Origin of the sequence: Pseudarthrobacter defluvii (assembly GCF_030323865.1) — a bacterium.
GTDB classification, from domain to species: domain Bacteria; phylum Actinomycetota; class Actinomycetes; order Actinomycetales; family Micrococcaceae; genus Arthrobacter; species Arthrobacter sedimenti.
Genome location: NZ_CP066362.1, coordinates 3,297,046 through 3,318,110 on the forward strand (window position 1 = coordinate 3,297,046; position 21,065 = coordinate 3,318,110).

Consider the following 21,065-nt stretch of genomic DNA (forward strand, 5'->3'; position numbering starts at 1 on the left):
AGACAACCATGAACACCACCATCAAGACCCTGTCCATTGCTGCTGCCCTGGCTGCCTCGCTCGGCCTCGCAGGATGCGCAGCCAATGCCGGATCCGGCAACAGCATGCCCATGGACCACGGCAGCGCCAGCCCGATGTCCAGCACCATGCCCGGCGCCGGCATGAGCCCCGCCGCGGATGCCAACCATAACCAGGCCGACATCATGTTTGCCCAGATGATGATCCCGCACCACGCACAGGCGGTGGAGATGAGCGGCATCATCCTGGACAAGCAGGACATTCCAGCAGAGGTGACCGCCCTGGCAACCAAAATCAAGGCGGCCCAGGCCCCCGAGATCGAGCAGATGACAGGCTGGCTCCAAGGCTGGAACGTGCCCGCCGCGATGAGCGACCACACCGGCCACGGCATGACCGGCATGGTGGACGACGCCGGCATCGACAAGCTCAAGTCCGCCACCGGCGCCGAGGCTGCGCGGCTGTTCCTGCAGCAGATGATCGGCCATCACGAGGGCGCCATCGACATGGCCCAGCAGGAGATCAGCGCCGGCAAGTCACCTGAAGCCGTGAAGCTGGGCCACGAGATCGTGGACGCGCAGCAGGCGGAGATCACGCAGATGAAGCAGCTGCTGGCCTCGCTCTAGCCATGGGACAGCCCGCCGGCCCGGCGGGAAACGTGAACGGTGCGGCGGCGGCACCCGGTCCGGGAGCCGCCGCCGCACCGTCGCGTGTTAAGTTGAAAGGCACGGGCCCGAACGGATCCGCCGCCAGCTGGGAAAAGAGAACATCTCCTTGGACACTTCCGCACCAGTACGAATCCTGACCGTCTGCACCGGCAACATCTGCCGGTCGCCCGTGGCCGAACGGCTGCTGCAGGCGGGGCTTGACCAAGTAGTGCCCGGCGGTTTCGAAGTCTCCAGTGCCGGCACCCGCGCCCTGGTGGGCCAGCCCATGCAGCCCATCTCGGCGGACATCGTGCGGACCTTCGGCGGGAATCCCGAAGGCTTCGCTGCCCGGCAGCTCACCCCCAAGATCCTGCGCGGTGTGGATCTGGTGCTCACCATGACCTCCGGGCACCGCGGCGAGGTCCTGCAGCTGGACGCCTCCCTGCTCAAGCGGACCTTCACCATCCGCGAGTTCGCCCGGATGCTCAACGTCCTGGACCAGCGGGCCGCCGAAGCTGACACCCAGCCAGCCGGGCCTCCCCAGGAAGCAGCGCCCGACGACGAGTCCCGGCTTGCTGCCAACGCCGCCTTTTGGCGGGGGTTGCCCGCCCGGGCCGCCGGGGTGCGGCACCTCTCGCTTCCGGCCGACCCCGCAGAAAATGACATCGTGGACCCATACCGCCGCTCGCCCGAGGTCTACCGTGAGATGGAGGACCAGCTGGCCCCCGCGATCGTCTCCATCCTGCGCCACGCCCGCCTGAACGCACCAGTGAGCCCCGACGCCGCCCAGCTGTAGGACACAAGGAACGGCGGACCCCGGATCCCACTGCCGCAAGCCGGCGACGCGCCGGCAGGTGACAGTTTGGACAACTATGTAGCCAATGAGGCCCTGCCGGACGGACACTGATCCCACCAGTCACAGTGAGGTGGAGGCGTCATGAGCATCCCAGGCGGTTCTGATCCATCCGGCCCCGGCGGTCCCGGCAACTCCGGTTCGCAGCCCGCCGGCCAATCCGCCCACCGGCCCGCCTGGCTGGTTGCCCTGGGCCGCCGCCGCTGGATCGCGGTGTTGGTGGCGGTGGCGTTGGTTGTAGCGGCCGGAATCGCGATCTTCAGCCTGAACCGCGCCGGCCAGGAAGCGCAGCCGGCGGCCACCCAGACACAGTCGCCCAGCGAAACGCCTACACCGACTCCCTCTGAAACGCCCCCGCCCGCTCCTGCTCCTGCTCCCCCACCCTCGCCTGCCCCTATCCCGGACCTGCCTGCAGCCCCGATGAACATCCTGGTCATCGGCAGTGACATCCGCGGCGGCACCCCGGCACGCGACGCCGCCGCCCATACGGCAGCCACCGGCGAAGCCCAGGACCAGCGGGCGGACTCCCTCATGGTGGTCCACGTCCCCGCCGACCGGCGGAACCTCTACCTCATCTCCATCAACCGTGACAACTGGGTGGACATCCCCGGCTACGGGGCCGCCAAGATCAACGCCGCCCTGCAGTATGGCGGCATCGACATGGAGACTGCCACCGTGCAGCAGCTGCTGGGGATCACCATCGACCACACCCTGATGCTGGACTTCGGCGGGTTCAAGATCCTGGTGGACGGCCTGGGCGGCATCGACGTCAACGTGCCCATCCCGTTCCAGTCCAGCATTGAGACCCAGCACGTCTTCCCCGCCGGTATGAACCACCTTGACGGGCAGGCGGCGCTGGAGTTTTCCCGCGAGCGCTACGCCTTCGCCGACGGCGACTTCCAGCGCGTCCGCGACCAGCAGATCATGCTCCGCGCCATCCTGGCCCGCCTCACCGCAGGCGGTGCCCTCAACGACGTGAACGCGGTGCGGTCCCTGGTCGATTTCGCCTCCTGCTGCCTCACCGTGGACAAGGCCTTCGACCCCGTCCAGGCCGCCATCCTGGCCTACAGCCTGCGGAACCTTGACGTGAACGCCATCGGCACCATGACGCTGCCGACGGCGGGCTCCGGTTTCGTGGCCGGGCAGTCCGTGCTGTTTCCCGACTACGGGGGCATCGCAGCCGTAGGCGCGGCACTGCGGGAGGGCCGGATCGGCGACTTCGCGAAGCCATAGGGCGGGGTGCCCCGGGCCTCGGGGAGAGGTGCGCTGCGCCAAGTCGGTGGTGACGCGCAGATTCCCTGGCGCGGCGATATTCGGGGTGCGGCCGCGGCTTGGCGCATCGCGGGGGAATTTGCGCGTCGTATACCGCCCGTTCACCGAGGCGTCGGAGTCTGTGTGCCGGCCGGGGAAAACCTGAGGTCATGAGCGAATCTTCCCAGGCCGGGGTTTCCCGCCGCACCGTCGTCAAGAGTTCCGTCCTCGCCGCCGCGCTGGCCTCCGTTCCCGCCGCCAACGCTTCGGCAGCCACCCAGTCTCCCGCCGGCGTCGCGCTGGTCCGCAACCGGCTCACCCTACCCAGCGGCATCGCCACCGGCGACGTCACCTCCGATTCCGCCGTGCTCTGGTCCCGTGCCTCGGGCGCCGGCCGGATGACGGCCGTCCTGCGGGCAGTGGACGACGGCGGCCAGGTCCTGCGCGGGCGGGGCGCCTTTGAGCGGGTCCTCCGCGGGCCCCGCGCCACCCAAGCGTCCGACTTCACGGCCAAGATCCACGCCGGAAACCTGCCGTCCAACACCCGCTTCGCCCTGGAGATCAGCTTCGAGGACGACGGCGGCGCGGCCGGTGAGACGGTTCGCGGCAGCTTCCGCACGGCGCCGGACACCGGGACGGTCAACGGCAAGGGCCGCACTGGTGACACCAGCAACGGCGGTGACGTCCCGGCGTCGTCCGCCCAAAGCTTTGTGTGGACCGGCGACACCGCAGGCCAGGGCTGGGGCATCAACGAGGAGATCGGCGGGATGCGGGGCTACCGGGCCATGCACCAGGCCCGCCCGGACTTTTTCATCCACTCCGGCGACACTATCTACGCCGACGGGCCCATCGCCGAAACCGTGGTGGAAAAAGACGGCCAGGTCTGGCGGAACCTGGTCACGGAGGAGGTGTCCAAGGTGGCCGAGACGCTCACCGAATTCCGAGGCCGGCACCGCTACAACTCCATGGACGTCAATATGCGGGCCATGTTCGCGGACGTGCCGGTGATCGCGCAGTGGGACGACCACGAGACGCACAACAACTGGTACCCGGGCCAGATCCTGGACGACTCCCGCTACACCGTGCGGGACGTCAACACCCTGGCCGCCCGCGGCCGGCAGGCGTGGCAGGAAAACATGCCCATCGCAGACAGCTCGGCCATCTGGCGCCCCGGAACGTTCGACGACGCCGGCCAGTACCAGCCGGCCAGGATCTACCGGAAGATCTCCAGGGGCCCGCAGCTGGACATCTTTTGCCTGGACATGCGCACCTACAAGTCCCCCAACACGGACGGCAAGGAACCCTACGCCACGAACATTCTTGGCCAGGAGCAGGTGGACTGGCTCATCCGCGAGGTGTCCAAGTCCAAGGCGACATGGAAGGTGATCGCGAACGACCTGCCGCTGGGCATCGTGGTGCCGGACGGCCCGGTCAACCAGGAGAGCCTGTCCAACCGCGACAACGGTGCTCCCCTGGGCCGCGAACTCGAGATCGCCGGCGTGCTGAGTGCCTTCAAGCGCAACGGTGTGAAGAACACGGTGTGGCTTACCGCGGACGTGCATTACTGCGCCGCCCACCACTACTCCCCCGAGCGTGCCGCCTTCACCGACTTCGACCCCTTCTGGGAGTTCGTTGCCGGACCCATCGCCGCAGGTTCCTTCGGCCCCAACAGCATGGACGGCACGTTCGGTCCCGAGGTGGTCTTCTCTAAGTCAGGGCGCTTCGCCGGGGAGTCACCGCGCGACGGCGAGAACCAGTTCTTCGGGCACGTGGAGCTGGGCGGAGACAACAGCTTCACCGCCAGCCTCCGGAACGCGAACGGCGCCACGGTGTTCTCCAAGGTCCTGACGCCCGAACGGTAGCTCCCGTTCCGCGACGCAGATAGCCACTGGCGACGCGCAGATTCCCTGACGCGCCAATATTTGGGGCGCGACGATGACTGTGCGCGTCGCGGAGCAATATGCGCGTCGAGCCGCGTGGTGCTGCAGCGGCGGCGGCGCACCCAGGTGCTGCCGCCGCCGTCGTCGGTTATTTTGCGCCACCCCCTGGGTACGCCGTTAGTAGTGTTCACGCATTCGGAACAGTGAGGACGGGGTGATTTTTTGAAGGGCACTTCAGCGGACAGCACTTCAGCGGACGACGGCGGCCTGACGGAGGCGGTCCAGCAGGCCGGGGCGGTGGAGCTGCTGCTGATCCGGCATGGTGAGAGCGAAGGCAACGTTGCGGCCACCGAGGCCCGTGAAGCCGGCGTGGAGGTCATCGAGGTTCCCGCCCGCGATGCGGATGTGAACCTGTCCGGTACCGGCAGGGACCAGGCCAAGGCGCTGGGTACGGCACTGGGACGGATCGCGGAGGAGTTCCGTCCCGACACGGTGGTGTCCTCCCCCTATGCCCGGGCGCGGCAAACGGCTGAGATTGCGGTGGAAACCGCCGGCTGGCCGCTGCAGGTGCGCACTGATGAGCGGCTTCGTGACCGCGAACTGGGCATCCTGGACCGGCTCACCCGGCTGGGAGTGGAGAACCGCTACCCCGGGGAATCCGAGCGCCGGGACTGGCTGGGCAAGCTGTACTACCGGCCGCCGGGAGGGGAATCGTGGGCGGACGTGGCGCTGCGTCTGCGATCCGTCCTGGCGGAGCTGAACAGCACAGGCATGGGCCAGCGGGTCATGCTGGTGTGCCATGACGCCGTGATCATGCTGTTCCGGTATGTCCTGGAAGGCCTCAGCGAAAAGGAACTGCTGGACCTGGCGGCCAGGGAGGCCATCCTCAACGCGTCACTGACCAAGTTCGTCCGGCCCTCGGGCGTGGGGCCGTGGACGCTGGAAAGCTTCAACGTGGCCGACCATCTGGCGGAGCAGGGCGTCGAGGTCACCCAGCACGCGGGAGACACCAGTGTCCGCCCGCGCTGAAGCATCCGGCCCCACCCTGGTGACGCCGTCGCTCCTGCGGGAGTGGCCGCTGCCGGCGCCGGGCGCTGATAAGTATTCCCGCGGGTCGGTGCTGGTGGTGGGCGGGGCCCGGGCCACCCCCGGGGCAGCCCTCCTGGCCGGCACCGCATCCCTGCGCGCCGGGGCCGGGAAGCTCACACTGGCGGTGGCCGAATCGGTGTCAGTGCAGCTGGGGGTGGCCGTGCCCGAGTGCGGCTCGATCGGACTCCCGGAAACCGCCGCTGGCTCTGTTAAGCCGGAACTGGACCGGATTTCCTCCTACCTGGATAAAGCCAACGCCATCCTGGTGGGCCCGGGCCTGGACGATCCCGACCTTGCCAATGAACTTCTGGAAGCGTTGCTCAGCCGCGAGGGCGGCGAGGGTAGTGGCGCCCAAGGCGACGCCGGCGCGGGGGAAGGTCCCGCCGTCGTCCTCGATGCCTACGCGCTGGGTGCCCTGGTGCCGCTGGAGGACCAACTTGGCCCGTGGCACGGAAGGCTGATCCTCACCCCAAACCCGACGGAAGCGGAGGTCCTGCTGGGGCGGGACGTAAATGACCTCGAAAAGGACCTGGCCGAGATTTCCGCCAGGTTCGGCGCCGTGGTCAGCTGCCAGGGCCTGATAACCCAGCCGCCCGGCCTGAACCCGGACGAGCCGGAGCTGTGGAAGATCACCACAGGGTATGGCGGGCTGGGCACGTCCGGCAGCGGCGACGTGCTTGCGGGAGCCATCGCCGGGTTCCGTGCCCGCGGAACCACGGGCGCCCAGGCAGCCTGCTGGGGAACCCACCTGCATGCAGCCGCGGGGGACCGCTTGGCCAGCAGGATGGGACCGCTCGGCTTCCTGGCCCGCGAACTGGCTGACGAACTGCCCGCCCTGATGCTGGAATTCAGCGTCTGACGCAGGCCTGCCGCATGCGCTGTCACGCGGATGGCCCCCGGCTCAACCCGGGGGCCACCGTGTCGGAAGGTTAAGGCCTACGCTGCCGATGCGCTGTCTGGCGCTGTGGCGTTGCACAGATGGCGATTCGCCCCAAAAAGGCAGTCAACAGATGTGCCCGCCTCCCGAGCCTTTTGTCGGACCTCTTCGGATCCTGCACCGGGCGGGATCCCTGCCGGCTATGCGGAGATCTCCTGCTTTGCCCCCTTCGTTTCAATCTCGATCTTGCGCGGCTTGGCCTTTTCGGCCACCGGGATCCGCAGCGTCAGGACGCCGGCGTCGTAGCTGGCCTTGACCTTGTCCGCGTCCAGGGTGTCGCCGAGGACCAACTGGCGGCTGAAGACGCCGCGCGGCCGTTCGGCGGCGATCAGTTCGGTGTCCTTGCCCACGGGATCGGGCCGTTCCGCCCGCACCGTCAGGACGTTCCGTTCCACATCCAGGTCCACCGAATCCACCGCGACGCCGGGCAAGTCGAAGGCCACGACGAATTCCTGGTCCTCACGCCACGCGTCCATCGGCATCGCTGCCGGGCGTGCGGTGGTACCGAGGACCTGCTGGGCCAGCCTGTCCAGCTCGCGGAACGGATCGGTTCGCATCAACATGGCTTCCCTCCTCGTAAGAGATGGTCCAACACTCTTTCCACATCAGCCTTATCTGTAGTGGCTGATATAGATTTTTTAGCACTGCAGCAGGAGGTCTTCAAGGGGGTTCAGCCGCGGATTTCCTGCCTATTTTTGGGTCCGAAGCGGGCCTGATTTTCGCGACGTCCGCAGCATGAAGAGGGGCCTTCCGCGCAGCTGCTGCTGCGCGGAAGGCCCCTCTTCGGAGTCACTGTTCTGCGGGTTTACCGTCAGTCCCTGGTGGGATCCGGGCGAAGCGGCGCGGGCCCTGGATCCGGCACCGGCAGCGGGCCGGGCGCCGGCGGTGCCGGGAACGGGTTGGGGGACGGCGGACCGGGCGGCTGGGTGGGATCCGGTGAGGTGGGCTCCGGACCGGGTTCGGGCGGAAACGGCTCAGGTTCGTGCACTGGCGGGATGGTCATGGAACTTCCCCTCTCATGCTGGACTGATCTGTCTTGAACTGACCAGACTACGCCCGCAATCCCTCCGCAACTACCCTCCCCACCCCGGTTGCTCTATCAGTTTTGGTCCCTAAAAGGCCGCTTTAGGAGCCATAAGTGATGGAGCATCACGACGGCGGAGGGTCGCCTTGACCCCGGAGCGTACCTAGTCCCGGGCTGCACCGACCAGGCGGAGCCAGTCGAGCAGCTGGGCCGGGTCCACCCCGCCGCAGCGGAAGCCCACGTAGCCGTCCGGGCGGACGGCAACAATGCCGGCGCCGGGGTGGCTGGTGAGGCGGTGGACGTGCAGCAACCGGGGCTGGCTGTCCACCGCTGGAAAGCTGCGGCCGGCACCCAAGGCCACCGGGCCGGCGTCGCGCCCCAGCAAAAGGTGAATGCCCGGCACGGCGGTCAGCTCGTGCAGGCGGATCACCTGTCCGTCAACCGACACCACGGCATCGGGCAGCCGCTCGCCCGGCCGCGTCCACCCGCTGGCCCCGGGTGTAACGTCGCGCGAGATGGCACTGTTCCGGTAGTTCACGAAGGGCTGCGCCAGCAGCCTGACTCCCCTCGCGATGAGCCACCGCCGGCGAAGCAGGATAGGCATGACTGGAGCCAACGCCGGCAGGATGGTGCGGACCAGGCGGGCTGCCGGATGCGGCGAAGCTTCGCCGAAGAAGATCAGGTGCGTCAGCGCCAGCACCCGCCGGGCTGCGGTCAGCCGCTCCCGCCCGTAGCTTTCCAGCAGTTCCGGCAGCGGTCTGCCGGCGGTCGAGGCGAACCCCAGCTTCCAACCGAGGTTGAGGGCGTCCAGGATGCCGTTGTTCATGCCCTGTCCTCCCGCCGGTGAGTGGGCGTGGGCGGCGTCGCCGGCCAGGAAGACGGGGCTGCTCCCGAACGTGCTGGCAATCCGGTGCTGCAGCGGGACCTGGGCGGACCATCCCACCTCACGCACGGTGGCTCCCAGGCCCGACTCATTCACCAGCCGCGCCACCTCCGCCGGCGGCACGGGCGGACCAAGCTGGCCGAAGCGGGCGCTGGAGCCCGGGACCGCCGGGCGGGTGGCCAGCATCCGCCACGTGGCACCCTCGCCCAGCGCGAAGAGGAAAGCCAGCCCGGCACGCCCCACCGCCACGTGCAGCAGTCCGGGGTCCAGGGGGCCAGCAAGTTCGAGGTCGGCCAGGACGGCCTCCACCCGGTACGGGCCTCCGCGCCACTGGGCGCCGGTGATGCCGCGGACGGTGCTGGACTGTCCGTCGCAGCCGGCCAGGAAATGGGAGAGGTGCTGTTCAGGCCCGCCGGCTCCACGGAGCTCCGCGTGGACCTGGCCGCGGCTTTGCCGGGCCGGTCCCCCGCCGTTGTTCCGGTGCAGTCCAACGAATTCCACGCCCCAGTCCACCGCCACACCCCTGTCCTGCAGCGCCTGCCACAGCACCTCCTCGACGTCGGCCTGCCGGACCAGCGTCAGGTGCGGGAAGGCAGTGTCCGGAAGGTCTGCGTGCCCCAGCCGGGCTTCAACCACCCGCCGGCCCAGGTGGATCTGTGCTTCGGGTGTGGTGTCCGCGCGGTCCAGCAGGTCAGCGGTTACGCCCAGCGGGCGTAGTCCTTCCAGGGCCCGGGCATGCAGCATCAGCGCCCTTGACGGGCGGGCCCGGCGCTCCCGCCGGTCCACCACCCGCACGGTGGCACCGTGGGCGAGGGCCTGGAGGGCGGTGGTGAGCCCGGCGGGACCGGCGCCGACCACTAAAACGTCCGTGTCCGCCGTCGTGCTTTGCCCCCTAGGCATGCGCGCCCGGCCGTCACTCTTGCGTGCGGAGCCGCCACCAGGCGTGGTCGGTTCCGGCGGCCGCAATCCTGGCCGGGTCCGCCAGCACCTCATCGCGGCGGAGCCCGGGAAGCACTTTGTAGCTGATGGAGCCGGGAACGCTGACCAGTTCCAGGACCCGCCAGAGGGCCGAAGCATACTTCCGGGCGGGCTCCGCGCCGTCCCACTCGTACAGCCCGCGGTAGGCGCCAAAGGTGTCGTGGGCGCACCAGAGCTTGTTCACAAAGCCGGGGAAGCCCACGAAGAGAGGGGTGTTCAGGATGCTTTCCGCCTCGAACAGGCGGTGTGCACGGCCCCGGACCAGGCGCAGCGTGAACGCCACCACCAGGACGCAGGGCTCGGCGGGCTGGCGGCGGACGGCGGTCTCCCGATAGACCCGTGACGTGCTTCCATCGGCGAAGCGCAGCACCCGGCCCACGTTGTCTTTGGGTTGGCGCACCTGCCCGCGGGCCAGCATGATGCAGGACGTTCCGACGCAGCGGGCCACCGCCAACCATGCCTTGGGCCGGGGAGCCGGTCCGGATTCGGGGATCATGGCGTTCTCCTTTCCCTGCGCGTCCCTGCAGCGCCCTTCCAGCCTGCCGGGGGGCGCACCCAGGTCCCAGAGTCTTTCGCCCTTTTCAGGCCGGGGCGTCTCCCCCATCAGCGAACGCCCTGCCGACTTGTTGGGGGCGGTCTATATATTGAATCCATGACCTCCACTTCCCTGCAGGATTCCACCGGCACTGCGATCCCGGCGCCCCCGGTTGCCAAGAAAATCCCCACCGAACGCACCCATCACGGTGAGACGTTCGTGGACAACTACGAATGGCTGCGGGGCAAGGAATCGCAGGAGGTGGTAGAGCACCTGCGGGCCGAGAACGCGTACCAGGAAGCCGTCACCGCGCACCAGGAACCGCTCCGCGAAGCCATCTTCCAGGAGATCAAGGGCCGCACCCAGGAAACCGACCTGTCCGTCCCGCACCGCAAGGACGGCTGGTGGTACTTCAGCCGCTCGGCCGAGGGCAAGGAGTACGGGATCCACTGCCGCGTGAAGGCGCAGGACACCGGGGACAAGGTGGCCGACTGGACTCCGCCGCACGTGGAGGCCGGGGTGGGGATTCCCGGCGAGGAGATTCTGCTGGACGGCAACGTGGAGGCCGAAGGCAAGCCGTTCTTCTCGGTGGGTGGCACCGCCGTCACCGTTGACGGAAACCTGTACGCCTATGCCGTGGACAACTCCGGGGACGAACGGTTTTCGCTGCGGATCAAGGACCTGCGCACCGGTGAACTGCTCCCGGACGTCATCGAAAACATCTTTTACGGGGTTTCCTTCTCCCCGGACGGCTCCCGCCTGTTCTACACGGTGGTGGATGAGTCCTGGCGTCCCTACCAGGTGAAGTCCCACGTCCTGGGCACGCCTGTTGCCGAGGACGCGGTGGTGTACCAGGAGGACGATCCCGCCATGTGGCTGGGCTTCGAGCTTTCCGCCGACCGGCGCTACCTGGTGCTGGGCATCGGGTGCTCCGAGTACAGCGAAACCAGGCTGCTCCGGTTTGACGACCCCGCCGGAACAGTCAGCACTGTGATTTCCCGGGATGAGAGGATCCTCTACGAGGCCGAACCCTTCCTGCTCGACGGGCAGGAAAAAATCCTGCTCACGCACAACCGCGGCGCCATCAACTCCATGGTTTCCCTGGCGGACCCAGCCGAGCTGCAAAAGCCGCTGGCCGAACAGGCCTGGCAGACCGTCGTCGAACATTCCGACGACGTGCGGGTCAACGGCGCCGGCGTCACCGCTACCCACCTCATCGTGTCCATCCGGAAGGACACCATCGAGCGGGTGCAAGTGATGGGGTTGGCCGGGCTGGGCACGCCCGCGCAGCAGGAGCCTGTGGAGCCGGCCTTCGACGAGGAGCTCTACACCGCCGGGGTGGGCGGCTCGGATTACGAGGCCCCCGTGATCCGTCTCGGCTACACGTCCTACTTCACGCCGTCGCGGATCTACGACTTCGTCCTGCCCACCCCGGCGCGGCCGGCCGGCGAGCTGCTGCTGCGCAAGGAAAGCCCGGTGCTGGGCGGCTACGACGGCAGCGACTACATCGCCACCCGTGAATGGGCGACGGCGGCGGACGGCACGCGCATCCCGCTGTCCGTTTTGCGGCACAAGGGCATCAAACAGGATTCGACGGCGGCCGGCCTGGTCTACGGCTACGGCTCCTATGAGATGAGCATGGACCCGGGCTTCGGCATTGCCCGGTTGTCGCTGCTGGACCGCGGCGTGGTGTTCGTGATTGCGCACATCCGCGGCGGCGGTGAGCTGGGCCGGCACTGGTATGAGGACGGCAAGAAGCTCACGAAGAAGAACACCTTCACCGACTTCGTAGACGCCACGGACTGGCTGGCAAACTCCGGCTGGGTGGATCCCTCCCGCATCGCTGCCCTGGGCGGCTCGGCGGGCGGACTCCTCATGGGTGCCGTGGCCAACATGGCGCCGGAAAAGTATGCGGCCATCGTGGCCCAGGTGCCGTTCGTGGATCCGCTCACCAGCATCCTGGACCCGGACCTGCCGCTGTCAGCCCTGGAGTGGGAGGAATGGGGCAACCCCATCACCGATCCCCAGGCTTACGCCTACATGAAGTCCTACTCCCCCTATGAGAACGTGCGGGAGGTGGCCTACCCCAAGATCGCAGCCGTGACGTCCTTCAATGACACCCGTGTCCTCTACGTGGAGCCGGCCAAGTGGGTGCAGGAACTGCGGAACAAGACCGCAGGGTCCGAGCCGATTGTTATGAAGATCGAGATGGACGGCGGCCACGGCGGCGCGTCCGGCCGGTACGTGCAGTGGCGCGAACGGGCCTGGGACTACGCGTTCATCGCCGACGCCCTGGGCGCGGTGGACCTGCTTCCGGGGGCGGGGCTCAAGTAGCTCCTGCATCCGCATACCTGAAAAAGCTAACCATGCTTACTATTGGGGAGCACGTGTTTTCCGGTTGCCAACACCAGAGGAGCAGGCATGTCATTGAGCAAGGGAACCCGCGTGGAGTGGAACACCTCGCAGGGCAAGACGCACGGCAGGATCGTGGAAAAGAAAACCAGCGACTTCGAGCTCGACGGCAACACCCACCGCGCCAGCGAGGATGAACCGCAGTACGTGGTGGAATCGGACAAGACAGGCGCTCGGGCAGCGCACAAGGCGTCCGCGCTGACCGAGAAGAAGTAGCGGCGTGGCTGCCCAGCACGAGGTAGTGATCATCGGCGGCGGCAATGCCGGGATCTCCCTGGCGGCCCGGCTGCAGCGCTACGGCGTCAAGGACGTGGCGGTGGTCGAGCCCCAGGACCACCACCTCTTCCAGCCCCTGTTCTCGCATATCGCCGGCGGCCGGGCACAGGCCCAGGAAGCAGTCCGGAGCCAGGAGTCGGTCATCCCCCAGGGCGTCACCTGGATCCGGGATGCGGCCGTGGGGGTGGCTGCGAAAGCCAATACGGTCAGTCTCGAGTCAGGGTCTTCGGTAGCTTACGGGCAGCTGGTGGTGTGCCCGGGGCTCCAGTATGACTGGGATCGGGTGCCGGGCCTGCTCGATGCCGTGCACTCCCCGTACGGCGCCTCCCATTACGAGTTCGAACTGGCCCCCAAAGCCTGGTCACTGCTCAGCGCCATGCGCTCCGGCACGGCAGTCTTCACCATGCCGGCCGGGCCGATCAAATGCGGGGGCGCCGCGCAGAAACCCATGTACCTCGCGTGTGACTACTGGCGCGGGCAGGGGGTGCTGGACAAGATCCGCGTGGTCATGGTGCAGCCATACCCCACCGTGTTCGGGGTGCCGGAGGTGGACCGGGAACTGGACCGCAAGATCGCCGAGTACGGGATCGAGCTGCGCACCAACAGCGAACTTGTGGCCGTGAGCCCGGCCGGCCGCAGGGCCACCATCCGGAACAACGCCGCCAACACCACCGAGGACCTGACGTACGACGTCCTCAATGCCGTTCCGCCGCAGTCGGCCCCGGACTGGCTCAAGGCTACGGACCTGCCCGCCGCGGGGGACGCAGGCGGCTTCGTTGAGGTGGACCGCCAGACTCTCCGGCACCTCCGGTACCCCAACGTGTGGTCCCTGGGCGACGCCGCCGGCACCACCAACTCCAAGTCGGGCGGATCACTCCGCAAGCAGGTCAAGGTGGTGGCAAAGAACCTGGTGGCAGCACGGAAGGGAAAGCCGCTGCGGGCCAAGTACAACGGCTACTCGGTGTGCCCGTTCACCGTGTCACGGGACACCGTGGTGTTCGCCGAATTCGACGACCGGTACCGGCCCATGCCCACCATCCCCCGGCTGCCCACGTGGAATGAAAGCAAGCTGTCCTGGGTGCTGGACCGCGACATCTTCCCGAAAATCTACTGGAACCTGATCCTCAAGGGACGGGCGTAACGCTAGCCGCGGGAGCCAATACGCCACTCATCGGCAAGGATCGAGTAGATGAGCTCGGTGGCCCACTGGCCTTTGTAGTGCCATTTATCGATGTGCCGCGCTTCCAGCCGCATTCCCAGCCTGCTGCACAGTGCCGCCGACGCTCCGTTGAGTTCGTCCAGGCGCGCCTCAATCCGGTGCATGCCCAGCTCCTCGAAGCCAAGGCGCAAGACGGCCTGGGCGGCTTCCGTGCCATAGCCCTTGCCGCGGGCTCCCGGCGCCAGGGTCCAGCCGACCTCGCCCTGCCCGCGTCCCGGCAGCCATTTGAGCACCACTTCGCCCTGCAGCCCGGGCTCGTCCGCCGCTTCGATGGCAAGGGCCACCCAGTCCCCCTCCTTCTCGAAGGCGAAGTTGGCGTACCAGCCCACCCGCTCCATCGACTGGGTGTAGGTCTTGGCGGGACCGGGAAGGTACCGGGCGGTCTCCGGCAGCGAGTGGTAGGCGTGGAAGGCGTCCAGGTCGCCGCCGTCAAAGCGGCGCAGGACCAGCCGGTCGGTGCGGATGGGAAGGGAAATCGCCGGCATGCGTTTTAGCGGGCGGCACTGACGACGGCGGCCGTCGCCTCGGCGATGGCGCGCTCCTCATCCGTGGGTACCACCAGGACGGGAATGGCGGAGGACGGGGTGGAAATCACGCGCGGCTCCTTTGACCGCTCAGCGTTCAGGCCGCCGTCGAGCTCTATGCCCAGGGCGCCCAGGCGGTCCGCTACCTGGGCCCGGAACTCCTTCGAGTTTTCCCCAATCCCGGCCGTGAACACCAACGCCTTGGCCCCGCCCACCGCAACGTGGTAGCCGCCGATGTACTTGGCAAGGCGGTAGGAGGCCACGGCGAGGGCCATGGCTGCGCGCTCGTCGCCGGCCTCGGAGGCCTCCACCACGGAGCGCATGTCATTGTGGCCGGCCAGGCCTTTGAGGCCCGACTCGCGGTTCAGCATGGTGTCCAGGTCCTCGGGCGTCCAGCCGGCGCGGCCCAGGAACACCAGGATGGAGGGGTCCAGGTCGCCGGAGCGGGTTCCCATCACCAGGCCCTCAAGCGGGGTGAAGCCCATGGAAGTGTCCACGGAGCGTCCACCGCGGATCGCCGTCACGGAGGCGCCGTTGCCCAGGTGGGCGATGACGGCGTCGAACTCCTCGACGGGAAGGTCCAGCAGCGCGGCCGACCGGCGCGCAACATACTCGTTGGAGGTGCCGTGGAAGCCGTAGCGGCGGATGCCGTGGTTGGTGTAGAGCTCGTCCGGGACCGCATACCGCCAGGCATATTCGGGCAGGGTGCGGTGGAAAGCGGTGTCGAAGACTGCAACCTGCGGCATTTTGGGCCACTTCCTGGTGATGGCGCGGATACCCAGGACATTGGCGGGGTTGTGCAGCGGGGCCAGCGGGTTGAGCCGTTCGATGGCGCGCGTGATTTCGTTGTCCACCAGCACGGGTTCCGCAAACCGCTCGCCGCCGTGGACCACCCGGTGCCCCACCGCCCCCAGTTCGAGGTCGCCCAGTTCCTGGTGGATGGCCGCGTCCACCTGCTCCAACGCCTCCGCGTGGTCCCGCGGGCCCACCATTTCGCCATCCCCGCCGCCGCCGTTGCCCACGCCGATCTTCTCAATCAGCCCCTCGGTGAGGACGGTCCCGGCGGCCACGTCCCGGACCTGGTACTTCAGCGACGAGGAACCGGAATTGATGACGAGCACGAGCATGCGGGGCCTCCTCAGCCTGGCGTCTGCAGTTCAACCCCACTATAGGTTGTGCGGCTAACGGTCGGTCAGCAGCAGCGTGTTGCCGTCCGGGTCCTTGGCGGTGAAGAAGAGGCAGACGTCCGGGGCGCCTGCGATGGCGCCGACCGCAACCCCGTTTTCCGCGAGCCTGGTGCGCGTTTTCTCGAGGTCGTCAACCAGGAAGTTGCAGGTTGCCCAGGCAAGGCCAGGCTGGGCTCTGATGCCGCTGTCCGGGCCCATGAGGGTCACCGATGCCGTTCCTCCCCCGCTGAGCACGGCGGAAAAGGTGTTGGCTTCCGCGATGGTGAGGCCAAGCGTGCGGCTGTACCACTCGGCTGCGGCCTGCGGATTCCGGACGGGGATGAAGGCGGTGGTGATGGCTGTACCGGGCATGACTGCGATGGTAGTCCACCCCTCCGACAGGAAGGGACCCGTCGCCGTCGTTGGCCCAATTCCTGCCCTGACCTGCGGCACTGATAAAGCTTTCGCTGCAGCGTCCTGGCAGGCTTGCCAAAAGATCATCAGCATGCTTACTATCGATGTAGTCGATCGGAAACGGCTGCGAACGGAATAGCGAAAAAGGTGCGCTCAGCGAACGGGGCGCACCCTTTCCGTGCCGCTTGTGGCGGCGGGCTTTCCAGAAGCGGGCATCCCAGCGTGGGTTCCTTGCGGATCAGCGAAGCCTGTGCCTAGAGTCGGCGGACAAGGCTGGACCACGCCGAGAGGACAATTCCATGACGAACGAGCCCAATTCGATCGACGAGAACGACCCCACCAATACGGGATCCAGCAGCACCGCCCCGCTCAACGCGCAGCCGGACTCCGGCAGCAAGGACGATCCCACGGGCGTGGAGGGCGCCAACCCGGCCCTGGACGATACCGGCCACCTCAAGGCCGCCGAAACCGGGGAATCGCCGGAGGCCCCCGAGGACCGGGAAGACCTGGACCTCACCCCGCAGGGCCTCTCCGATGAGCCGGCCAAGCAGGAGGACCCGGAGAGCGTGGCCAAGCCGGACAACAGCTGACCGTTCCCCAACCAAAAGTACGACGCCGGCACTCAATCGAGTGCCGGCGTCGTACTTTTCCGGGTGGTCCCCTAGGACGCCGGCGCCTCCGCAGAAACCGGCGCCGGGACCGACGCCTGGGCTGGGCGCTGGGCTTGCGCCTGGATGGCCGTGATGGCCACCGTGTTCACGATGTCCTCCACCGTGCAGCCGCGGGAGAGGTCATTGACGGGCTTCCGCAGGCCCTGCAGGACGGGCCCCACCGCCACGGCGCCGGAGCTCTGCTGCACCGCCTTGTAGGTGTTGTTGCCCGTATTCAGGTCCGGGAAGATGAACACGGTAGCCTGCCCGGCCACGGAGGAACCAGGCATCTTGGACGCGGCGATCGAGGCGTCCACGGCGGCGTCGTACTGGATTGGACCCTCCACTGCGAGGTCCGGCCGGCGCTGGCGCACCAGTTCGGTGGCCTGCCGCACCTCGTCCACAGCCTCGCCAAAGCCCGAGCCGCCGGTCGAATAGGAAAGCATCGCCACCCGCGGCTCCACCCCGAACTGCGCGGCAGTCTCGGCCGAGGCCAGCGCAATGTCCGCCAGCTGTTCCACGTTCGGATCCGGGTTCACGGCACAGTCGCCGTAGACCAGCACCCGGTCCGGCATGAGCATGAGGAACACCGAGGACACGATCTTAACGCCTTCCCGGGTCTTCACGAACTCAAGCGCCGGCCGGATGGTGTGCGCGGTGGTGTGCGCGGCGCCGGAGACCATGCCGTCCACTACGCCCAGCTGGACCATCATGGTGCCGAAGTAGCTTCCGTCCTGCATGATCTCCAGGGCCTTGGGCAGGTCCACGCCCTTGTGCGCCCTGAGCTCGGCGTACTTCTCGGCAAACGCCTGCCGGAGCTCGGACGTCGCCGGATCAATGACATTTATGCCGGACAGGTCGATGCCGTTTGCCGCCGCCAGTTCCCGGACGGCGGATTCGGGGCCCAGCAGGGTCAGGTCGCACACGTCGCGGCGGTGCAGGATCTCGGCCGCACGCAGGATCCGGACGTCGGTTCCTTCGGGCAGGACCACATGCCGCCGCTGCGCCCGGGCCCGCTCGACGAGGTCATGCAGGAACCGCAGCGGTGTCATCCGCTCCGCCCGCGGCAGGTGCAGGCGCTCCACCAGCTCCGCCTCGTCAACCCGGCGGGACCATAGCCCCAGGGCGGAAGCCACCTTGCGCCGGTGCCCCGACCAGATCTCGCTGCGCACCTCGGACACCCGGCGGGCCGTTTGATACGTGTCCTCGTCGGCGGCGAACACCGGGAACGGCGCCTGGGCCAGAAGCGGGTAGATGTTGGCATCCGGGGCCAAGCCACCGGTGAGGATGAGCGCAGACGCTACGGGGAACTCGGGCGAGAAGGACGACGCCAGGCACGCCACCATCACATCTGCCCGGTCCCCCGGCACGATCACCAGCGCGCCCTCGTCCAGCACGTTCAGGAAGTTGCCCACGTTCATGGCGGCCACCTTGATGTCCTTGACGTCGCGTTCCATGTCCGGCGTCCCCGCGATCTGCCGCACGCCCAGGGCCATGGCCACCTCGCCGGTGGTGGGCCGCGCGATCTCCTCCAGCTCCGGCAGGATGTAGACCGGCCGGCCGGAGGCACCCGGCTTCAGGGCGGCGGCGATGGCATCGAGGTCGTCAGCGTCCGCCCGGTTGACCATGATGGCCAGCAGCGCGCACTTTTCCGCGGCGAGCTCCTTGCGCGCAACCTCGACGGCGGCGGCGGTCTCAGTGACCGTGCGGCCCTTGGCCCCCACCACGGCCACGACGGGGGTCGCGAGGTTGTTGGCAAGGCGGGCGTTGAGGTCGAATTCGACGGCGGCGTCCTGGCCCACCAGGTCGGTCCCCTCGACGATCACTACGTCGCAGTGGCGGGCGATGTCCGCGAAGATCTCGACACACCTCCCGTCGATTTCCGCGCGGTTCCCTTCGGCCAGCAGCGTGCGGACCTCGTCGTAGGTCAGGCCGCCGCGGCACCGTTCGTCCTCCAGTGCGAACCGGGACTTCATGAACGCCACCATGGGGTCATCTGCCGCCGAGGGCCCGTGGACCACCGGCTTGAAGAAGCCGATCCTGTCCGCGTGCCGGTGCAGGGTATCCGCCAGCCCCAGGGCGATCAAGGACTTGCCCGATCCAGGAGTGGTTGCGCTGACGTAGATGCCTTTGGCCATGGTCCGCCCTTTGCTGTCCTTGCTGGTGCCGGTACCCCCATCCTTGCACTTCGATCCGTGCGCGGGGCACCTCACCCAGCATCGACTGCTCCGTAAACGTCGTTTTGAGCGCTGAAAACGGCAGTTACGGAGCAATCGATGAATGGGTGGCCCAGCCGCGCAAGGTGTGTCCCGGCGTCGTGCAGTATCCCTCCTCCCCTTGACACCGGACCCCCTCATGGGATTACCTAATGAACATTCGGTAAATAAAGCTGGAGGCAATGACGCATGGCTGAGACCACCCTTTCCGGGGCCACCCACCCCATCCTGGAAAACGACTATGCCTCCGAATGGATGGGCATCGAGGTCCTCGCCATCAGCGACGGCCACGCCACCATCCGGATGACCCTCCGGCAGGAAATGCTCAACGGCTTCGGCATGGCCCACGGCGGAATGATCTTCGCTTTCGGCGACACTGCCTTCGCCCTCGCGTGCAACCCCATCCACCCTGCACCGGGCGAGGAAGGCACCATCACCGTTGCCTCCGGCGTCGATATCAATTTCCTCAAGCCGGCGTTCCGCGGGCAGGTGCTCACCGCCGTCGCGGACCGCCGCTCCAGCGCCGGGCGCAGCGGGCTCTACGACATCCAGATTTTCGCCGCCGATGCCGCCAGGCCGCCTACCGAAACCCAGCCCAGTTCCCCGGGCGAGCTCATCGCCGAGTTCCGCGGACGCAGCCGCACCATCCCCAAGAAGTAGGAAAACCATGACCCTGCATGCCCCCGAAACCCCCGCCGCTGCCGTTTCCACCCCGGCGGACACCGCAGCCGGCACGGACGCCGTCCTGGACCGCGAGGAGACCATCTCCCGCGACGAACTCGAGGCACTGCAGCTCCAGCGGCTGCAGCACACCGTGGCCTACGCCTATGACCGGGTCGCGCTGTACAAGCGCAAGTTCGACGAAGCAGGCATCCACCCCACCGACCTGCGCGAACTCGAGGACCTCGGCAACTTCCCCTTCACCACGAAGGAGGACCTGCGCCAGGAGTACCCGTTCGGCATGTTCGCGGTGCCGCAGAACGAGGTGGCCCGTATCCACGCCAGTTCCGGCACCACCGGCCGGCCCACGGTGGTCGGGTACACGAAGCAGGACCTGGCTGACTGGGCGAAACTCGTTGCCCGCAGCTTCCGCGCCTCCGGCATCCGCCCCGGCATGAAGGTCCACAACGCCTACGGCTACGGCCTGTTCACCGGCGGCCTGGGCGCGCACGCCGGCGCCGAGGCGCTGGGCTGCACCGTCATTCCAATGTCCGGCGGCCAAACCGAACGCCAGATCCAGCTGATCCAGGACTTCAAGCCGGACGCCATCCTGGCCACCCCCACCTACCTGCTCACCATCGCCGACGCCATGGCGCACATGGGGATCGACCCCGCCTCCACCTCGCTGAAGTTCGCCGTCCTCGGCGCAGAGCCGTGGACCCAGGAAATGCGGCATGAGCTGGAGGTCATGATGAACATCAAGGCCTGCGACATCTACGGCCTGTCCGAGGTCATGGGCCCGGGCGTTGCCGGCGAAGCCGTGGAGACCCAGGACGGCAGCCACATCTGGGAGGACCACTTCCGCCCCGAAATCATCGACCCCTTCAACCCTGTAGCGGGCAAGGAAAACGTCCTGCGCGACGGCGAGCACGGCGAACTGGTGTTCACCTCGCTCACCAAGGAAGCGCTTCCGATCATCCGCTACCGCACCAAGGACCTCACCCGGCTCCTGCCCGGCACGGCCCGCCCCGCGCACCGCCGTATGGGCCGCATCACCGGCCGCAGCGATGACATGATCATCCTGCGCGGCGTGAACCTGTTCCCGTCCCAGATCGAGGAAATCGCCCTCCGCATCCCGGAGCTCAGCCCGCACTTCCAGCTTGAACTCACCCGCCCCGAGGGCCATCGGATGGACCAGCTGACCGTGCGCATCGAGCGCCGGGACGCCGTCACCATCGAGCAGAGCACGACGGCGGCACGCACCTTGAAGGAACAGATCAAGATCCACGTGGGTTCTTCGTGCACTGTGGACGTGGTGGAGCCGGGTTCGCTGGAGCGGTCCAACGGCAAGCTGCGCCGCATCTACGACCTGCGCCCGAAGGCCTGAGTGTTTCGGTGGTGCTGCGCCGTCCCCGGACTTACCGACCGTTCGTGAG

General features: G+C 67.7%; 20 protein-coding genes. 12 read left to right on the forward strand and 8 right to left on the reverse strand.

The annotated features are described in order from the left end of the window. Positions 1 to 8 precede the first annotated feature (8 nt). From JCQ34_RS15355 to JCQ34_RS15380, 6 genes are all read left to right on the forward strand, one after another. Positions 9 to 641 carry a DUF305 domain-containing protein gene (locus JCQ34_RS15355; protein WP_286398817.1) on the forward strand — a complete coding sequence of 211 codons (633 nt, stop codon included), beginning with the start codon at positions 9 to 11 and terminating at the stop codon, positions 639 to 641. Between the two features lie 148 nt (positions 642 to 789). After that, positions 790 to 1,458: a low molecular weight phosphatase family protein gene (locus tag JCQ34_RS15360; RefSeq protein ID WP_286398820.1), complete on the forward strand. Its 669-nt coding sequence runs from the start codon at positions 790 to 792 to the stop codon at positions 1,456 to 1,458. A 141-nt stretch (positions 1,459 to 1,599) separates the two neighbouring features. After that, positions 1,600 to 2,748: an LCP family protein gene (locus JCQ34_RS15365; protein ID WP_286398822.1), complete on the forward strand. Its 1,149-nt coding sequence runs from the start codon at positions 1,600 to 1,602 to the stop codon at positions 2,746 to 2,748. Between the two features lie 188 nt (positions 2,749 to 2,936). After that, positions 2,937 to 4,628: an alkaline phosphatase D family protein gene (locus tag JCQ34_RS15370; RefSeq protein WP_286398824.1), complete on the forward strand. Its 1,692-nt coding sequence runs from the start codon at positions 2,937 to 2,939 to the stop codon at positions 4,626 to 4,628. Positions 4,629 to 4,868: 240 nt separating this feature from the next. Next, positions 4,869 to 5,675, forward strand: a complete 807-nt coding sequence (locus tag JCQ34_RS15375; protein WP_286398827.1) for a histidine phosphatase family protein — start codon at positions 4,869 to 4,871, stop codon at positions 5,673 to 5,675. Beyond that, a complete protein-coding gene (locus tag JCQ34_RS15380) occupies positions 5,659 to 6,594 on the forward strand; it encodes an NAD(P)H-hydrate dehydratase (protein WP_286398828.1) in 936 nt (311 codons plus the stop codon). The genes JCQ34_RS15375 and JCQ34_RS15380 overlap by 17 nt, the downstream gene beginning before the upstream one ends. A 218-nt stretch (positions 6,595 to 6,812) precedes the next feature. Here the strand turns inward: JCQ34_RS15380 and JCQ34_RS15385 are convergent, their stop codons facing one another. From JCQ34_RS15385 to JCQ34_RS15400, 4 genes are all read right to left on the reverse strand, one after another. Then, on the reverse strand, positions 6,813 to 7,235 hold the full coding sequence (locus JCQ34_RS15385) for an Hsp20/alpha crystallin family protein (RefSeq protein WP_286398831.1): 423 nt from the start codon (positions 7,233 to 7,235) through the stop codon (positions 6,813 to 6,815). 248 nt (positions 7,236 to 7,483) lie between these two features. Next, positions 7,484 to 7,675 (reverse strand): hypothetical protein, encoded by a 192-nt coding sequence (locus tag JCQ34_RS15390; RefSeq protein WP_286398834.1) that lies wholly within the window; start codon positions 7,673 to 7,675, stop codon positions 7,484 to 7,486. A 184-nt stretch (positions 7,676 to 7,859) separates the two neighbouring features. Beyond that, entirely contained in the window at positions 7,860 to 9,479 is a 1,620-nt protein-coding gene (locus tag JCQ34_RS15395) for an FAD-dependent monooxygenase (protein WP_286398837.1), read from the reverse strand. 13 nt (positions 9,480 to 9,492) lie between these two features. Further along, a complete protein-coding gene (locus tag JCQ34_RS15400) occupies positions 9,493 to 10,053 on the reverse strand; it encodes a hypothetical protein (protein ID WP_286398840.1) in 561 nt (186 codons plus the stop codon). 156 nt (positions 10,054 to 10,209) lie between these two features. On the opposite strand from JCQ34_RS15400, the gene JCQ34_RS15405 reads away from it, so the two are divergent. From JCQ34_RS15405 to JCQ34_RS15415, 3 genes are all read left to right on the forward strand, one after another. Next, on the forward strand, positions 10,210 to 12,426 hold the full coding sequence (locus tag JCQ34_RS15405) for a S9 family peptidase (protein ID WP_286398843.1): 2,217 nt from the start codon (positions 10,210 to 10,212) through the stop codon (positions 12,424 to 12,426). A gap of 87 nt (positions 12,427 to 12,513) precedes the next feature. Continuing rightward, positions 12,514 to 12,720, forward strand: a complete 207-nt coding sequence (locus JCQ34_RS15410) for a DUF2945 domain-containing protein (RefSeq protein ID WP_286398846.1) — start codon at positions 12,514 to 12,516, stop codon at positions 12,718 to 12,720. A 4-nt stretch (positions 12,721 to 12,724) separates the two neighbouring features. After that, positions 12,725 to 13,921, forward strand: a complete 1,197-nt coding sequence (locus tag JCQ34_RS15415; protein ID WP_286398849.1) for an NAD(P)/FAD-dependent oxidoreductase — start codon at positions 12,725 to 12,727, stop codon at positions 13,919 to 13,921. A 2-nt stretch (positions 13,922 to 13,923) separates the two neighbouring features. Here JCQ34_RS15415 and JCQ34_RS15420 read toward each other — a convergent pair whose 3' ends face one another. From JCQ34_RS15420 to JCQ34_RS15430, 3 genes are read right to left on the reverse strand one after another with little or no spacing between them, the layout of a single operon-like run. After that, entirely contained in the window at positions 13,924 to 14,484 is a 561-nt protein-coding gene (locus JCQ34_RS15420) for a GNAT family N-acetyltransferase (protein WP_286398850.1), read from the reverse strand. Between the two features lie 5 nt (positions 14,485 to 14,489). Further along, a complete protein-coding gene (locus tag JCQ34_RS15425) occupies positions 14,490 to 15,650 on the reverse strand; it encodes an acetate kinase (protein WP_286398853.1) in 1,161 nt (386 codons plus the stop codon). A gap of 54 nt (positions 15,651 to 15,704) precedes the next feature. Continuing rightward, entirely contained in the window at positions 15,705 to 16,061 is a 357-nt protein-coding gene (locus JCQ34_RS15430; protein ID WP_286398856.1) for a VOC family protein, read from the reverse strand. 341 nt (positions 16,062 to 16,402) lie between these two features. On the opposite strand from JCQ34_RS15430, the gene JCQ34_RS15435 reads away from it, so the two are divergent. Then, positions 16,403 to 16,693 (forward strand): hypothetical protein, encoded by a 291-nt coding sequence (locus JCQ34_RS15435; protein ID WP_286398859.1) that lies wholly within the window; start codon positions 16,403 to 16,405, stop codon positions 16,691 to 16,693. 71 nt (positions 16,694 to 16,764) lie between these two features. Here the strand turns inward: JCQ34_RS15435 and pta are convergent, their stop codons facing one another. Next, the gene (gene pta, locus JCQ34_RS15440) at positions 16,765 to 18,891 is read right to left on the reverse strand and encodes a phosphate acetyltransferase (RefSeq protein ID WP_286398862.1); all 2,127 of its coding nucleotides are present in this window, start codon (positions 18,889 to 18,891) and stop codon (positions 16,765 to 16,767) included. A gap of 267 nt (positions 18,892 to 19,158) precedes the next feature. Between pta and JCQ34_RS15445 the strand changes: the two genes are divergently transcribed. After that, positions 19,159 to 19,629, forward strand: coding sequence for a hotdog fold thioesterase (locus JCQ34_RS15445; RefSeq protein ID WP_286398865.1), 471 nt, complete (start codon positions 19,159 to 19,161; stop codon positions 19,627 to 19,629). Between the two features lie 7 nt (positions 19,630 to 19,636). Continuing rightward, on the forward strand, positions 19,637 to 21,016 hold the full coding sequence (gene paaK / locus JCQ34_RS15450) for a phenylacetate--CoA ligase PaaK (protein WP_286398868.1): 1,380 nt from the start codon (positions 19,637 to 19,639) through the stop codon (positions 21,014 to 21,016). Positions 21,017 to 21,065 lie beyond the last annotated feature (49 nt).